Origin of the sequence: Pseudomonas sp. FSL W5-0299 (genome assembly GCF_005930655.1) — a bacterium.
Lineage (GTDB): Bacteria > Pseudomonadota > Gammaproteobacteria > Pseudomonadales > Pseudomonadaceae > Aquipseudomonas > Aquipseudomonas mandelii.
The window spans coordinates 111,547-126,371 of record NZ_RXHX01000013.1; the positions used below are offsets into that span (position 1 = coordinate 111,547).

The following is a 14,825-nucleotide window of genomic DNA, read 5'->3' on the forward strand; positions in this document are numbered from 1 at the left end:
TATGATTTATATATATATTTCTTAAACTCATAAAACTCCGGAAATGGTGCATAAGTTTTTTTCGGGCGCAAAAAAACCGGCTGATATAGCCGGTTTTTTTATGCCTGCGATTTGCGATGTGTTTGGCTCTGCGATCATCTTTGAAGGTATAAAAAAAGGCCAACGCTGAGCGTTGGCCTTTTTCAATTAGCAGTCAGCTGCCGGATTAGAAATCCAGGTTAGACACCGCCAAGGCGTTGCTTTCGATGAAGTCACGACGAGGTTCGACCGCATCACCCATCAGGGTGTTGAAGATCTGGTCTGCGCCAATGGCGTCTTCGATGGTCACTTTGAGCATCCGGCGCTGGCTTGGGTCCATGGTGGTTTCCCACAGCTGATCCGGGTTCATTTCGCCCAGACCTTTGTATCGCTGGATGGTGTGACGCTTGGTGCTTTCAGCCATCAGCCATTCAAGGGCTTCCTTGAACTCGGTGACCGGCTTTTTGCGCTCGCCACGCTGGATGTACGCACCGTCGTCCAGCAAGGTGCTCAGTTGAGCGCCCAGGGATACAACGGTTTTGTAATCGTTGCTGCCGAAGAAGTCGCGGTTGAAGGTGACGTAGTTCGACAAGCCGTGGGAGATCAGTTCGACCTCTGGCAGCCAGACGTTACGTTCACGGTCTTCACGCAGGCTGGCTTTGTAGACCAGGCCAGACTTCTCGACAGTGCGCAGACGGACTTCGTACTGGGCCATCCAATTCTGCATCGCTGCATGATCAGACAATTGCTCCAGACTGACAGCCGGCAGATAGATGAAGTGCTCGGTCAGTTCCTGTGGGTACAGTCGCGACAGACGCTTGAGAGTCTTCATTACCAGACGGAAGTCGTTCACCAGACGCTCAAGGGCAGGTCCGGAAATACCCGGAGCATCCTCGTTCAGGTGCAGGCTCGCGTCTTCCAGGGCCGACTGCGTCATGTACTCTTCCATGGCGTCGTCGTCTTTGATGTATTGCTCTTGCTTGCCTTTCTTGACCTTGTACAGCGGCGGCTGAGCGATATAGATGTAGCCGCGCTCGATCAGTTCCGGCAACTGACGGAAGAAGAAGGTCAGCAGCAGGGTACGGATGTGCGAACCGTCGACGTCAGCATCGGTCATGATGATGATGTTGTGGTAACGCAGCTTGGCGATGTTGTACTCGTCGCGGCCGATGCCGCAGCCCAGCGCGGTGATCAAGGTGCCCACTTCTTGCGAAGAGATCATCTTGTCGAAGCGCGCCTTCTCGACGTTCAGGATCTTGCCTTTCAACGGCAGGATGGCCTGGGTCCGGCGGTTGCGACCCTGCTTGGCGGAGCCGCCAGCAGAGTCACCTTCCACGAGGTACAGTTCTGACAGGGCAGGGTCTTTTTCCTGGCAGTCAGCCAGTTTGCCCGGCAGGCCGGCGATATCCAGCGCGCCTTTGCGACGGGTCATCTCGCGGGCTTTACGCGCCGCTTCACGAGCGCGAGCCGCGTCGATCATCTTGCCGACGACCAGTTTGGCCTCGTTCGGGTTTTCCAGCAGGAAGTCGGAGAAGTACTTGCCCATTTCCTGTTCGACCGCGGTCTTCACTTCGGAAGACACCAGCTTGTCTTTGGTCTGAGAGCTGAACTTCGGATCCGGGACTTTCACCGAAATGATTGCGGTCAGGCCTTCACGGGCATCGTCACCGGTGGTCGCGACCTTGTGCTTCTTCGCCAGGCCTTCCGCTTCGATGTAGGTGTTCAAGTTACGCGTCAGTGCGGAGCGGAAACCCACCAAGTGAGTACCGCCATCGCGCTGTGGAATGTTGTTGGTGAAGCACAACAGGTTCTCGTTGAAGCTGTCGTTCCACTGCAGGGCGATTTCCACGCCGATGCCGTCTTCGCGCTGGATGTTGAAGTGGAACACCTGGTTGACCGGAGTCTTGTTGGTGTTCAGGTATTCAACGAACGCACGCAGGCCACCTTCATACTTGAACAGCTCTTCCTTGCCGCTGCGCTCATCCTTGAGGACGATACCGACACCGGAGTTGAGGAAGGACAGTTCACGAATCCGCTTGGCCAGGATGTCCCAGCTGAAGTGGATATTCTTGAAGGTCAGATCGGACGGTTTGAAGTGGATCTGGGTGCCGGTGGTTTCGCTCTCACCAACAATTTTCATCGGCTCTTTCGGAACGCCGTGAATGTACGTCTGTTCCCAGATCTTGCCGCTGCGGCGAACGGTCAGGACCAGCTCTTCGGACAGGGCGTTGACCACCGAAACACCTACACCGTGCAGACCGCCGGATACTTTGTAGGAGTTGTCGTCGAACTTCCCGCCGGCGTGCAGCACGGTCATGATGACCTCGGCTGCCGAAACGCCTTCTTCTTTGTGCACGTCTACCGGGATGCCACGACCGTTGTCGCGAACGGTGATGGATTCATCCGGGTGGATAATGATGCTGATGTCGTCACAGTGGCCAGCGAGCGCTTCATCGATGGAGTTGTCGACTACCTCGAAGACCATGTGGTGCAGACCGCTGCCATCGTCGGTGTCACCAATGTACATACCAGGACGTTTACGGACGGCATCCAGGCCTTTCAGCACCTTAATGCTCGTTGAGTCGTAGGTATTCGTATTTTCTTCGCTCAATGCCTTCACTCCCGATGGTCGTGGGTCTGGGTGATACGGCCCTGTTCCACGTGGAACAGAGCGACTGGCGTTTCCGTCTGCCAGCCGTCCCTCAATAATTCATGATCTACACAGGTGATAAACACCTGGCAGCGTAAGTCTTCCAGCAAGCGGCAAAGCGCGCGACGGTGGTGCTCGTCCAGTTCGGACGGCAGGTCATCCACCAGATAAATACACTGGCCGCGTCGGGCCTGGCTTACCAGGTGCCCTTGGGCAATCCGCAATGCACAGACCACCAACTTCTGCTGACCACGGGACAAGATGTCCGCGGCGTTATGTGCACCCAACCTAAGGCGCAAATCAGCACGTTGTGGTCCGGCTTGGGTATGACCCATTTGCTGATCCCGCTGAAGGGACCCGGCGAGCACAGCACTCAACTCCCGGTCCTTGTCCCAACCGCGGTAATAGCTGAGCGTCAAACCCTCGAGCTCAACCAGTTCGCTCAAGGTCTGTTCAAAGACTGGTTTCAAGGCTTTGATGTAAGCGCGGCGGTATTCATCTATTTCAGCGCTGGCCTGGCACAGTTCCCTGTCCCAAACCGCTTGCGAAACGGCGTCAAGTGTACCATGCCGCAGCCAAGAGTTTCTCTGGCGCAGGGCCTTCTGCAAGCGCTGCCAGGTGGACATGAATCGCGGTTCCACGTGGAACACACCCCAGTCGAGAAACTGCCGACGAATCTTCGGTGCGCCTTCCAGCAAGCGGAAGCTGTCCGGGTTAATCAACTGAAGCGGCAGGATCTCCGCCAGTTGCGCCGCACTGCGAGCGTTCTGGCCGTCGATGCGAATCTGAAACTCGCCCTGCCTGTCTCGAGATATCCCCAACGCGCTATGGCCACCCTCGGCCAATTCAACTTGCCCGAATACGGTGCATGCCAATTGCTCGTACTGAATGACGGGCAACAATCGGGTGCTACGAAACGAACGGGCAAGCCCCAGCAGGTGAATGGCTTCCAGAACACTGGTTTTGCCGCTGCCGTTGGCGCCGTAAAGAATATTGATTCGGGGGGAGGGGGAGAAGGTCACCGGGTGCAGATTACGCACCGCGGTGACCGAGACGCGACTTAAAGACATCTAGCTTCTGCTGAGCATGATTACAGACGCATCGGCATGACAACGTAGGCCGAGTCATCGTTGTCGGACTCTTGCACCAGCGCACTGCTGTTCGAGTCGGACAGGATCAGGCGAACCTGCTCGGTGGTCATCACGCCCAGCACGTCGAGCAGATAGCTCACGTTAAAGCCGATTTCCAGATTGCCGCCGTTGTACTCGACGCCGACCTCTTCTTCAGCTTCTTCCTGCTCCGGGTTGTTCGCCTGAATTTTCAGCTGGCCGTTGGCCAATTGCAGTCGGATACCGCGGTACTTCTCGTTGGACAGGATCGCAGTGCGGCTGAATGCTTCACGCAGCGCTTGGCGATCACCGAGTACCAGCTTGTCGCCGCCTTTTGGCAGAACGCGCTCGTAATCAGGGAATTTACCGTCGACCAGTTTCGAAGTGAAGGTGAACTCGCCGGTGGTCGCGCGGATGTGGTGTTGACCCAGCACGATGCTGACGATGCCGTCCGGCTCGGTCAGCAATCGCGCGAGTTCAAGGATACCTTTGCGCGGCACGATGACCTGATGGCGATCCGGCTGACCGATATCGGCCTTCATCGAGCACATCGCCAGACGGTGACCGTCGGTGGCCACGGCGCGGATGATGCCTTCGGACACTTCCAGCAGCATGCCGTTCAGATAATAACGCACGTCCTGCTGGGCCATGGCGAAGCTGGTGCGTTCGATCAAACGACGCAGCTTGCTCTGCTCCAGGCTGCAAGTCAGCGAGCCAGGGCCTTCTTCGACCGTAGGGAAATCGTTGGCCGGCAGGGTCGACAGGGTGAAGCGGCTACGACCGGCCTTCACGACGAGCTTCTGCTCATCGACCTTAATGTCGATCAGCGCATCGTTCGGCAAGCTCTTGCAGATGTCCATCAGCTTGCGCGCAGGCACAGTGATGGAACCCGGGTCCGCAGGCTCTTCGAGTTGCACACGACCGACCAGCTCGACTTCCAGGTCGGTACCGGTCAGCGACAGTTGCTGGCCTTCGACAACCAGCAGCACGTTGGAGAGCACCGGCAAGGTCTGTCGGCGCTCGACGACGCCTGCGACCAGTTGCAGGGGTTTCAACAGGGCTTCGCGTTGAATGGTGAAATGCATGGTCTAGTCCCTTGCCTTAATAAGCTGCGCTGGTGTTCATCAAGTAGTCAGTGTACGCAGCAGGTTCTTGTAGTCCTCGCGGATGTCCGCGTCGGATTCCTTAAGTTCGTTGATCTTGCGGCAGGCGTGCAAAACGGTCGTATGGTCGCGGCCACCAAACACATCGCCGATTTCTGGCAGGCTGTGGTTAGTCAACTCTTTGGACAACGCCATTGCAACCTGACGCGGACGTGCGACCGAGCGAGAACGACGCTTGGACAGCAGATCGGAAATCTTGATCTTGTAGTACTCGGCGACCGTGCGCTGAATGTTATCCACAGAGACCAATTTATCTTGCAGCGCCAACAGGTCTTTCAGGGATTCGCGAATCAACTCGATGGTGATGTCGCGGCCCATGAAGTGCGAGTGTGCGATCACGCGTTTAAGCGCGCCTTCCAGCTCACGGACGTTGGAGCGGATACGCTGGGCAATAAAGAACGCCGCATCGTGTGGCAGATCGACTTTGGCCTGGTCAGCCTTTTTCATCAGGATCGCGACGCGGGTTTCCAGCTCCGGCGGCTCGACGGCAACCGTCAGGCCCCAGCCGAAGCGGGATTTAAGGCGCTCTTCAAGGCCTTCGATTTCTTTCGGGTAGCGGTCACTGGTAAGAATGACCTGCTGGCCACCTTCAAGCAGGGCGTTGAAGGTGTGGAAAAACTCTTCCTGGGACCGCTCTTTGCGAGCGAAGAACTGAATGTCATCGATCAGCAGCGCATCCACCGAACGGTAGAAGCGTTTGAACTCGTTGATCGCGTTCAGCTGCAGGGCCTTGACCATGTCGGCGACGAATCGCTCCGAGTGCAGGTACACGACCTTGGCATTCGGGTTCTTCTTTAATAGATGGTTACCCACAGCATGCATCAAGTGAGTCTTACCCAAGCCGACGCCGCCATAAAGGAAGAGCGGGTTGTAACCGTGCTTGGGGTTATCCGCGACCTGCCAGGCCGCAGCCCGGGCCAGCTGGTTGGACTTACCCTCGACGAAGTTTTCGAAGGTGAACGTGCGGTTCAGGTAACTGGTGTGCTTGAGCGCGCCTTCGACTTGCACCGTGCGCTGCTCGGACCGAATAGGAGCCTGTTGCGAGCTGGCGCCGGCCATCGGGTCGAAGCTGTCGCGAGACGGCTCTTCACTGACCTCCGCCACTTTTTGCGTCGCACGCTTGGTCGGTGCGGTCGCCGGGGCTGGCGCTGGAGCACTGACAGGCGCTTGAGCGGCCTGAGCCTGGGAAGCAGCGGCGGCCAACGGTGCATTTGGTGCCGCACGCGGTGCCGAACTGCGTTTGCTGCCTATTAATAAGGAGAGCGCGGGCGCGATGCCATTGCCATGCTCATCCAGCAGTTCAAGGACGCGGCCCAGGTACTTTTCGTTGACCCAGTCGAGAACAAAACGATTCGGTGCGTAGACACGCAACTCGTCGCCTTCGGCTTCGACCTGTAGTGGACGGATCCAAGTGTTGAATTGTTGGGCAGGCAGCTCATCGCGCAAAAGCTCCACGCACTGCTGCCAAAGTTCCACTGACACGGATATCCCCTAAGTTGAAAGCCGGTGAGGCAAAAACAAGCGGCCATTGTAGCGGCCAGACGCCCACTTATCCACATGCAGGTTGCGCACAGGCCATGAATTATCAACGCGTTAACCGCCAAAAAGGCGACCAATGGTATGTGCATAAGCTCTGTGGATAACCGCCCATGAGGGCACTGGACAAGTGGGGGTGAAACTCGGTGGATAACACGCCTGTGGATAACTGGCCATTCCACACACAGCTTATCCGACAGTGCAGCACAGGCTGCCCCCTGTTTTCCACCGTAGTTGTCATTCTCTGTACAGCACGGGATAGAAGGTCTGAAGGTAGTTATCCACAGATGACCGCCTCCCTAGCTTTTATAAGCTTTATAAAAAAGCTTTAAATAACTTCCTTTTTTATTTCTATATCTAGCGAAGGCGTGCGGACGAGAAAAGGCCTGGAGATCTATTTATAAGGAAACGCTGGTTGGAAATTGACCTAGAGGCTTGCTTTCTCTAGAATCCCCGGTCTCTTAAAACGGGGGCCATTCCGGCCCGTTGTGGACGAACCAGGTAACACGACAATGAAACGTACTTTCCAACCAAGCACTATCAAACGCGCTCGTACCCACGGTTTCCGTGCTCGCATGGCTACCAAGAACGGTCGTGCCGTCCTGTCGCGTCGTCGCGCCAAAGGTCGTGCGCGTCTGGCAGTTTGATAATCCGGCACTGGAGGTGAGTCAGGACTTCAGTCGGGAAAAGCGTCTGCTTACTCCCCGGCATTTCAAGGCAGTCTTTGACTCCCCTACCGGCAAGGTTCCGGGGAAAAATCTCCTGCTCCTTGCGCGCAACAACGATCTTGATCACCCCCGTCTCGGGTTGGTTATCGGGAAAAAGAGCGTAAAGCTCTCCGTCGAGCGCAATCGCCTCAAACGTCTGATGCGCGAATCGTTTCGCCTGAACCAGGATTCACTGGTCGGTTGGGACATCGTTATCGTCGCGCGCAAAGGTTTGGGTGACGTAGAAAACCCCGAATTGATTCAGCATTTCGGCAAGCTCTGGAAGCGTCTGGCACGTAGCAAGCCGGTACCAGCAGTCAAAACCGAAACTGTAGGGGTAGACAGTCCCGATGCGTAAACTGGCACTCGTTCCGATCCAGTTTTATCGCTATGCCATTAGTCCTCTGATGGCCAGTCACTGTCGTTTCTACCCCAGTTGTTCCTGCTACGCGTATGAAGCCATAGAAAATCATGGCCTTCTGCGCGGTGGCTGGCTGACCTTTCGTCGTTTAGGTCGCTGTCATCCGTGGAATCCCGGTGGTTATGACCCGGTTCCACCTATCCCTACCTCCCGTTCTTCTTCGATGGCCGAGTAATCATGGATATCAAACGCACGATCCTGATCGTCGCCCTGGCAATCGTGTCCTACGTTATGGTTCTTAAATGGAACCAGGACTATGGCCAGGCTGCCCTGCCGACTCAGAATGTTGCTTCCAGTACTACCGCACCGGGCCTACCGGACACGGCGACTGGCAATAATGCTTCTGTCAGTGACGACATTCCACGCGCACCAAGTGATACCAGTGCAACTGCACCTACTGAAACACCAGTGGCTGTAAGCAAAGACCTCATCCAGATCAAAACGGATGTGCTCAACCTGGCTATCGATCCACAAGGTGGTGATGTTGCCCAACTGACGTTGCCGCTGTATCCACGTCGCCAGGACCATCCGGAAATTCCATTCCAGTTGTTCGATAACGGCAACGAGCGGACTTATCTGGCCCAGAGCGGTCTGATCGGCACCGACGGTCCGGACGCAAGTCCAGCCGGTCGCCCGGTTTACTCCTCCGAGAAGAAGATCTACCAACTGGCTGACGGTCAGGACCAAATGGTCGTGGACCTCAAGTTCAGCAAGGACGGCGTCAACTACATCAAGCGTTTCACCGTAAAACGTGGCTTGTATGACGTAACCGTTTCCTACCTGATCGACAACGAAAGCGCCAAGCCTTGGTCGGGTGCGATGTTCGCCCAGCTGAAGCGTGACGCCAGCTCCGATCCTTCTTCCAGCACTGCCACCGGCACCGCGACTTACCTGGGCGCCGCCCTGTGGACAAGTAACGAGCCGTACAAGAAAGTGTCGATGAAGGACATGGACAAGGCTCAGCTGAAAGAAACCGTTAACGGCGGTTGGGTTGCCTGGTTGCAACACTACTTCGTGACCGCGTGGATTCCGGCGAAGGGCGAAAACAACCTCGTCCAGACCCGTAAAGACAGCAAAGGCAACTACATCATCGGCTACACCGCTCCGGCAGTGACCGTTGCACCAGGTGCAAAAGCCGAAGTCAGCGCTGTTCTGTACGCCGGTCCAAAAAGCCAGGCTGTGCTGAAAGAGTTGTCCCCAGGTCTGGAATTGACCGTCGATTACGGCATTCTGTGGTTCATTGCCCAGCCTATCTTCTGGCTGCTGCAACACATCCACGCGCTGATCGGTAACTGGGGCTGGTCGATCATCTTCCTGACTATGCTGATCAAGGGGATTTTCTTCCCGCTGTCGGCTGCCAGCTACAAATCCATGGCGCGCATGCGTGCAGTGGCACCGAAACTGGCTGCGCTGAAAGAGCAACATGGCGATGATCGGCAGAAAATGTCGCAAGCCATGATGGAGCTGTACAAGAAAGAGAAGATCAATCCGCTGGGTGGTTGCTTGCCAATCCTCGTGCAGATGCCGGTTTTCCTGTCGCTGTACTGGGTTCTGCTGGAAAGCGTTGAAATGCGCCAAGCGCCGTTCATGCTGTGGATTACTGACCTGTCGATCAAGGATCCGTTCTTCATTCTGCCGATCATCATGGGTGCAACCATGTTTATCCAGCAGCAGTTGAACCCGACTCCTCCGGATCCGATGCAGGCGAAGGTCATGAAGCTGATGCCAATCATCTTCACCTTCTTCTTCCTGTGGTTCCCGGCTGGTCTGGTGCTGTACTGGGTTGTGAACAACTGCCTGTCCATCGCCCAACAGTGGTACATCACTCGTAAAGTTGAAGCAGCTACCAAAGCAGCTGCCTGATTTACACTGTGGATAACCACTCAAAACGCCCCCTAGTGGGGCGTTTTGCTATCTGTCACTTTTGTCTGGGTACTGGTTTATGAGCGTTCCTCGGGAAACCATCGCAGCTGTCGCCACCGCTCAAGGTCGCGGCGGTGTGGGCATCGTCCGTATTTCCGGGCCGTTGGCGAGCATTGCTGCCAGGGCGATCAGCGGTCGGGAATTGAAACCTCGATTTGCCCACTACGGTCCGTTTCTCAACGAAAACGAAGAGGTGCTGGACGAAGGCATCGCGTTGTATTTTCCGGGACCGAACTCCTTCACCGGCGAAGATGTGCTTGAACTGCAGGGGCACGGCGGGCCGATTGTTCTCGATATGCTGCTCAAACGTTGTCTGGAACTGGGCTGTCGTCTGGCTCGGCCAGGAGAATTCAGTGAACGCGCCTTCCTCAACGACAAGCTCGACCTGGCCCAGGCGGAAGCCATTGCCGACTTGATCGAGGCCAGTTCTGCACAGGCTGCGCGAAATGCACTGCGTTCGTTGCAAGGCGCATTCTCCTTGCGTGTGCATAACCTCACCGAGCAGTTGATCGGCCTGCGCATCTACGTCGAGGCTGCGATCGATTTCCCGGAAGAAGAAATCGACTTCCTGGCCGACGGCCACGTACTGGCCATGCTCGACAAAGTGCGCGATGAATTATCCACAGTGCTTCGTGAAGCCGGGCAAGGTGCCTTGCTTCGCGACGGGATGACCGTGGTCATTGCCGGCCGACCCAATGCCGGCAAGTCCAGCCTGCTGAATGCCTTGGCCGGTCGAGAAGCCGCGATCGTGACCGAGATTGCCGGCACCACCCGGGATATTCTTCGCGAACATATCCACATCGATGGCATGCCGTTGCACGTGGTCGACACCGCCGGTCTGCGGGATACCGATGACCAGGTGGAAAAAATCGGCGTCGAGCGGGCGTTGAAAGCCATCGGCGAAGCAGATCGGGTGTTGCTGGTGGTCGATGCGACCGCTCCTGAGGCACTTGATCCGTTTGCGTTATGGCCGGAGTTCCTTGAAATCCGCCCGGATCCGGCAAAAGTTACGCTGATCCGTAATAAGGCTGACCTGACGGGAGAAGCGATTGCCCTGGAAGTCAGTGACGATGGCCACGTCACCATCAGCCTTAGTGCCAAATCTGGCGGTATGGGGCTGGAATTGCTACGCGAACATCTCAAGGCCTGCATGGGTTACGAGCAGACTTCGGAAAGCAGCTTCAGTGCACGCAGGCGTCACCTTGATGCGTTGCGACACGCCAGCGCATCCCTTGAGCATGGCCGTGCGCAGTTGACTCTGGCGGGTGCTGGTGAGCTGCTGGCGGAAGATTTGCGCCAGGCTCAGCACTCTTTGGGTGAGATCACCGGCGCATTCAGCTCGGATGATCTGCTGGGACGTATTTTTTCCAGCTTCTGCATCGGTAAATAGTCCTTCCGATATTCACAGACAGGCCGTTCGCGCCTGTCTGTTCCCTCCCTTGCCTTAAATTTCCTCCAGTGCCGAGCAGATTCTTTCTGCTTGAGCGGATTTTCCGTGTCCGGAATTTGCTCGATCAGCATTTATCTGTGGATTAAGCCCTGTGAGTAAGTGCCACTAAGGGCAGTTGATAACAGGGCGTGAAAACTGAAGATAACCGCCCCTGTGGATAACCACCCCTTTCATCCACAGGCTTAAACCGGTTATCCAAGGGCCTCCTTGGCACATGACCACAGGGTTTTGAATCGCTGTACATATTGAATATAAAGGCTTGTAGCGATCTATCCACAGAAATGTGACTCAGTAGAAATAAACATAAAAACAAAGATTTAATAAATTTCTCTCTTTTTAATTTCTATAACCCCGACTTCTCCACAGCTGGTTAAATTTTGTGCAAAGGGTTCTTTAGGAAGGGCGAAGTCCCTATACTTGTCGACCAGGTCCAGAAACCTGAGCTCAAACTATTCCTGATTACCTAACTGAAGCAGGCACGAGGTGCGTGGTGGATTTCCCTTCCCGTTTTGAAGTGATCGTCATCGGCGGCGGTCATGCCGGTACCGAGGCAGCACTGGCCTCAGCACGTATGGGTGCAAAAACCCTGTTGTTGACGCATAACGTGGAAACCCTCGGTGCCATGAGTTGCAACCCCGCCATCGGTGGGATCGGTAAAAGCCATCTGGTGAAAGAAATCGATGCCCTCGGCGGCGCGATGGCCATGGCTACCGACAAAGGTGGTATTCAATTTCGCGTGTTGAACAGCCGCAAAGGTCCGGCCGTACGAGCGACTCGCGCTCAGGCAGACCGGGTTCTGTACAAGGCCGCTGTCCGCGAAGCTTTGGAAAACCAGCCGAACCTGTGGATATTTCAACAAGCTGCTGATGACCTGATCGTCGAGCAGGAACAAGTGCGCGGTGTTGTCACCCAGATGGGTCTGCGTTTCTTCGCCGATTCCGTGGTGTTGACCACTGGCACCTTCCTCGGTGGACTTATCCACATCGGCTTGCAGAATTACTCCGGTGGCCGTGCCGGCGATCCGCCATCGATCGCCCTGGCTCATCGTCTGCGTGAATTGCCGCTGCGAGTCGGTCGCCTGAAAACCGGTACGCCACCGCGAATCGACGGTCGTTCTGTGGATTTCTCGGTGATGACCGAGCAAGCAGGCGATACACCGATCCCGGTAATGTCCTTCATGGGTTCCAAAGAGCAACATCCGAAACAGGTGAGCTGCTGGATTACCCACACCAACGCTCGCACCCACGAAATCATTGCCGCCAACCTCGATCGTTCTCCGATGTATTCCGATGCAGGGCTGATCGAAGGCATCGGCCCGCGGTATTGCCCGTCGATCGAAGACAAGATCCACCGCTTTGCCGACAAGGAAAGCCACCAGGTCTTCATCGAGCCGGAAGGTTTGACTACGCACGAGCTGTACCCGAACGGGATATCCACCTCCTTGCCGTTCGACGTGCAACTGCAGATCGTGCAATCGATCCGCGGCATGGAAAACGCGCACATTGTTCGTCCTGGCTACGCCATCGAGTACGACTACTTCGACCCGCGTGACCTGAAGTACAGCCTCGAAACCAAAGTCATCGGCGGTCTGTTTTTCGCCGGGCAAATCAACGGCACCACTGGTTACGAAGAAGCCGGCGCCCAGGGTTTGCTGGCTGGCGCCAACGCGGCTCTGCGCGCGCAGGGCAAAGATGCCTGGTGCCCGCGTCGCGACGAGGCGTACATCGGGGTGTTGGTCGACGACCTGATTACTCTCGGTACTCAAGAGCCGTACCGGATGTTTACGTCCCGTGCCGAGTACCGCCTGATCCTGCGTGAAGACAACGCCGACCTGCGTCTGACCGAAAAAGGTCGCGAGCTGGGTCTGGTGGATGACGCGCGTTGGGCGGCCTTCTGCAAGAAACGCGAAAGCATCGACCTTGAAGAACAGCGCCTGAAAAGTACCTGGGTCCGCCCGGGCACTGAGCAGGGCGATGCGATTTCCGAGAAGTTCGGTACGCCGCTGACTCACGAATACAATTTGCTCAACCTGCTGAGCCGTCCGGAAATCGACTACGCTGGTCTGATCGCCGTGACCGGTGGCGGCGCGGAAGATCCACAAGTCGCCGAGCAGGTCGAAATCAAGACCAAGTACGCCGGCTACATCGATCGCCAGCAGGATGAAATCGCTCGCCTGCGGGCCAGCGAAGATACAAAACTGCCTGTGGATATCGATTACACAAACATTTCCGGTCTCTCAAAAGAGATCCAGAGCAAGCTCGGCGCGACCCGTCCAGAGACTTTGGGCCAGGCGTCACGTATCCCGGGTGTCACGCCGGCAGCGATTTCGCTGTTGATGATTCATTTGAAAAAACGCGGCGCGGGCCGTCAGTTGGAGCAAAGCGCTTGAGTTCGTTGGTCACCTCGCAACATGCCGAAGAGTTATCCACAGGCGCTCGCCAGCTCGGTGTCACGCTGACAGAAGCCCAGCATGCGCAGCTGCTGGGCTACCTGGCCCTGTTGATCAAATGGAACAAGGCTTACAACCTGACTGCCGTGCGCGATCCGGACGAAATGGTCTCCCGTCATCTGCTCGATAGTTTGAGCGTGATGTCGTTTGTCGAGAATGGTCGCTGGCTGGACGTTGGCAGCGGCGGCGGCATGCCGGGTATTCCGTTGGCCATCCTGTTTCCAGACTCGCAAGTGACCTGTTTGGACAGCAACGGCAAGAAAACCCGCTTCCTGACCCAGGTCAAACTCGAACTCAAACTGGATAACCTGCAAGTTATCCACAGTCGAGTAGAAGCTTTCCAGCCTGCCCAGCCATTCAACGGGATCATCTCCCGGGCGTTCAGCAGCATGGAAAACTTCAGCAACTGGACTCGCCACTTGGGCGATGCCGATACACGCTGGCTGGCAATGAAGGGCGTTCATCCGGCTGATGAGCTGGTAGCATTGCCGGCAGACTTCCACCTCGATAGCGAACACGCCCTGGCCGTACCTGGTTGCCAAGGCCAACGCCATCTGCTGATACTGCGCCGCACGGCATGATTGGGAACACAAGCAAGAATGGCTAAGGTATTCGCGATAGCGAACCAGAAAGGTGGTGTGGGTAAAACCACCACCTGCATCAACCTCGCAGCATCCCTGGTCGCTACCAAGCGCCGGGTGCTGTTGATCGACCTCGATCCACAGGGCAACGCCACCATGGGTAGCGGTGTGGATAAACACGGGCTGGAAAACTCGGTCTACGACCTGCTGATCGGCGAGTGTGACCTGGCTGAGGCCATGCACTACTCCGAGCACGGCGGATACCAGCTGTTGCCGGCCAACCGTGACCTGACTGCAGCCGAAGTGGTTCTGCTGGAAATGCAGATGAAGGAAAGTCGCCTGCGCAGTGCGTTGGCGCCGATCCGTGAAAACTACGATTACATTTTGATCGACTGCCCGCCGTCGTTGTCGATGCTGACGCTGAACGCGTTGGTTGCAGCTGACGGGGTAATTATCCCCATGCAGTGCGAGTACTTCGCGCTCGAAGGTTTGAGCGACCTTGTGGATAACATCAAGCGTATCGCTGAATTGCTCAACCCGAATCTGAAAGTCGAAGGCCTGTTGCGGACCATGTACGACCCGCGCCTGAGCCTGATGAACGATGTATCGGCGCAGCTCAAGGAGCACTTCGGCGAGCAGCTGTACGACACCGTCATCCCGCGCAACATCCGTCTGGCCGAAGCACCTAGCTATGGCATGCCGGCGCTGGCCTACGACAAAGCATCGCGTGGCGCTATCGCCTATCTGGCGTTGGCCGGCGAGCTTGTTCGTCGTCAACGCAAAAACTCACGCACCGCCGCCGCTCAGGCAACTTAAGG

Annotated in this window: 12 protein-coding genes; 8 read left to right on the plus strand and 4 right to left on the minus strand. The window is 56.3% G+C overall.

The genetic code is table 11. From position 1 onward, the window contains the following. Window positions 1-205: 205 nt before the first annotated feature. From gyrB to dnaA, 4 genes are read right to left on the minus strand one after another with little or no spacing between them, the layout of a single operon-like run. Complete coding sequence (gyrB, locus tag FHL16_RS17780; RefSeq protein ID WP_010465497.1) at window positions 206-2,629, minus strand: DNA topoisomerase (ATP-hydrolyzing) subunit B; 2,424 nt, start codon at window positions 2,627-2,629, stop codon at window positions 206-208. Between the two features lie 5 nt (window positions 2,630-2,634). After that, complete coding sequence (recF, locus tag FHL16_RS17785; protein ID WP_010465495.1) at window positions 2,635-3,738, minus strand: DNA replication/repair protein RecF; 1,104 nt, start codon at window positions 3,736-3,738, stop codon at window positions 2,635-2,637. Between the two features lie 20 nt (window positions 3,739-3,758). Then, window positions 3,759-4,862, minus strand: coding sequence for a DNA polymerase III subunit beta (gene dnaN / locus FHL16_RS17790; RefSeq protein WP_008155702.1), 1,104 nt, complete (start codon window positions 4,860-4,862; stop codon window positions 3,759-3,761). Between the two features lie 39 nt (window positions 4,863-4,901). Further along, on the minus strand, window positions 4,902-6,422 hold the full coding sequence (dnaA, locus tag FHL16_RS17795) for a chromosomal replication initiator protein DnaA (RefSeq protein WP_077748849.1): 1,521 nt from the start codon (window positions 6,420-6,422) through the stop codon (window positions 4,902-4,904). 566 nt (window positions 6,423-6,988) lie between these two features. Here dnaA and rpmH point away from each other — a divergent pair. The 8 genes from rpmH (at window position 6,989) to FHL16_RS17840 (ending at window position 14,823) form a co-directional block, all read left to right on the plus strand. Further along, window positions 6,989-7,123: a 50S ribosomal protein L34 gene (gene rpmH / locus FHL16_RS17800; protein WP_003213577.1), complete on the plus strand. Its 135-nt coding sequence runs from the start codon at window positions 6,989-6,991 to the stop codon at window positions 7,121-7,123. Window positions 7,124-7,139: 16 nt separating this feature from the next. After that, window positions 7,140-7,541 (plus strand): ribonuclease P protein component, encoded by a 402-nt coding sequence (rnpA, locus tag FHL16_RS17805; RefSeq protein WP_010465490.1) that lies wholly within the window; start codon window positions 7,140-7,142, stop codon window positions 7,539-7,541. Beyond that, the gene (gene yidD / locus FHL16_RS17810; RefSeq protein ID WP_010465488.1) at window positions 7,534-7,779 is read left to right on the plus strand and encodes a membrane protein insertion efficiency factor YidD; all 246 of its coding nucleotides are present in this window, start codon (window positions 7,534-7,536) and stop codon (window positions 7,777-7,779) included. The genes rnpA and yidD overlap by 8 nt, the downstream gene beginning before the upstream one ends. 2 nt (window positions 7,780-7,781) lie before the next feature. Beyond that, on the plus strand, window positions 7,782-9,467 hold the full coding sequence (gene yidC, locus FHL16_RS17815; RefSeq protein ID WP_042932461.1) for a membrane protein insertase YidC: 1,686 nt from the start codon (window positions 7,782-7,784) through the stop codon (window positions 9,465-9,467). Between the two features lie 79 nt (window positions 9,468-9,546). Continuing rightward, entirely contained in the window at window positions 9,547-10,917 is a 1,371-nt protein-coding gene (mnmE, locus tag FHL16_RS17820) for a tRNA uridine-5-carboxymethylaminomethyl(34) synthesis GTPase MnmE (protein ID WP_010465483.1), read from the plus strand. Window positions 10,918-11,467: 550 nt separating this feature from the next. Next, the gene (gene mnmG / locus FHL16_RS17830) at window positions 11,468-13,366 is read left to right on the plus strand and encodes a tRNA uridine-5-carboxymethylaminomethyl(34) synthesis enzyme MnmG (RefSeq protein WP_077748851.1); all 1,899 of its coding nucleotides are present in this window, start codon (window positions 11,468-11,470) and stop codon (window positions 13,364-13,366) included. Then, on the plus strand, window positions 13,363-14,007 hold the full coding sequence (gene rsmG / locus FHL16_RS17835) for a 16S rRNA (guanine(527)-N(7))-methyltransferase RsmG (protein WP_077748852.1): 645 nt from the start codon (window positions 13,363-13,365) through the stop codon (window positions 14,005-14,007). Before mnmG ends, rsmG begins: the two co-directional genes overlap by 4 nt. Before the next feature lie 18 nt (window positions 14,008-14,025). Next, on the plus strand, window positions 14,026-14,823 hold the full coding sequence (locus FHL16_RS17840) for a ParA family protein (RefSeq protein WP_010465477.1): 798 nt from the start codon (window positions 14,026-14,028) through the stop codon (window positions 14,821-14,823). The last annotated feature ends 2 nt before the right edge of the window (window positions 14,824-14,825 follow it).

Coding starts and splice junctions, on each gene's coding strand:
- recF (WP_010465495.1), bottom strand. CDS start 3,738: ATGTCTTTAAGTCGCGTCTCGGTCACCGCGGTGCGTAATCTGCACCCG.
- dnaN (WP_008155702.1), bottom strand. CDS start 4,862: ATGCATTTCACCATTCAACGCGAAGCCCTGTTGAAACCCCTGCAACTG.
- rpmH (WP_003213577.1), top strand. CDS start 6,989: ATGAAACGTACTTTCCAACCAAGCACTATCAAACGCGCTCGTACCCAC.
- yidD (WP_010465488.1), top strand. CDS start 7,534: ATGCGTAAACTGGCACTCGTTCCGATCCAGTTTTATCGCTATGCCATT.
- yidC (WP_042932461.1), top strand. CDS start 7,782: ATGGATATCAAACGCACGATCCTGATCGTCGCCCTGGCAATCGTGTCC.
- mnmE (WP_010465483.1), top strand. CDS start 9,547: ATGAGCGTTCCTCGGGAAACCATCGCAGCTGTCGCCACCGCTCAAGGT.
- FHL16_RS17840 (WP_010465477.1), top strand. CDS start 14,026: ATGGCTAAGGTATTCGCGATAGCGAACCAGAAAGGTGGTGTGGGTAAA.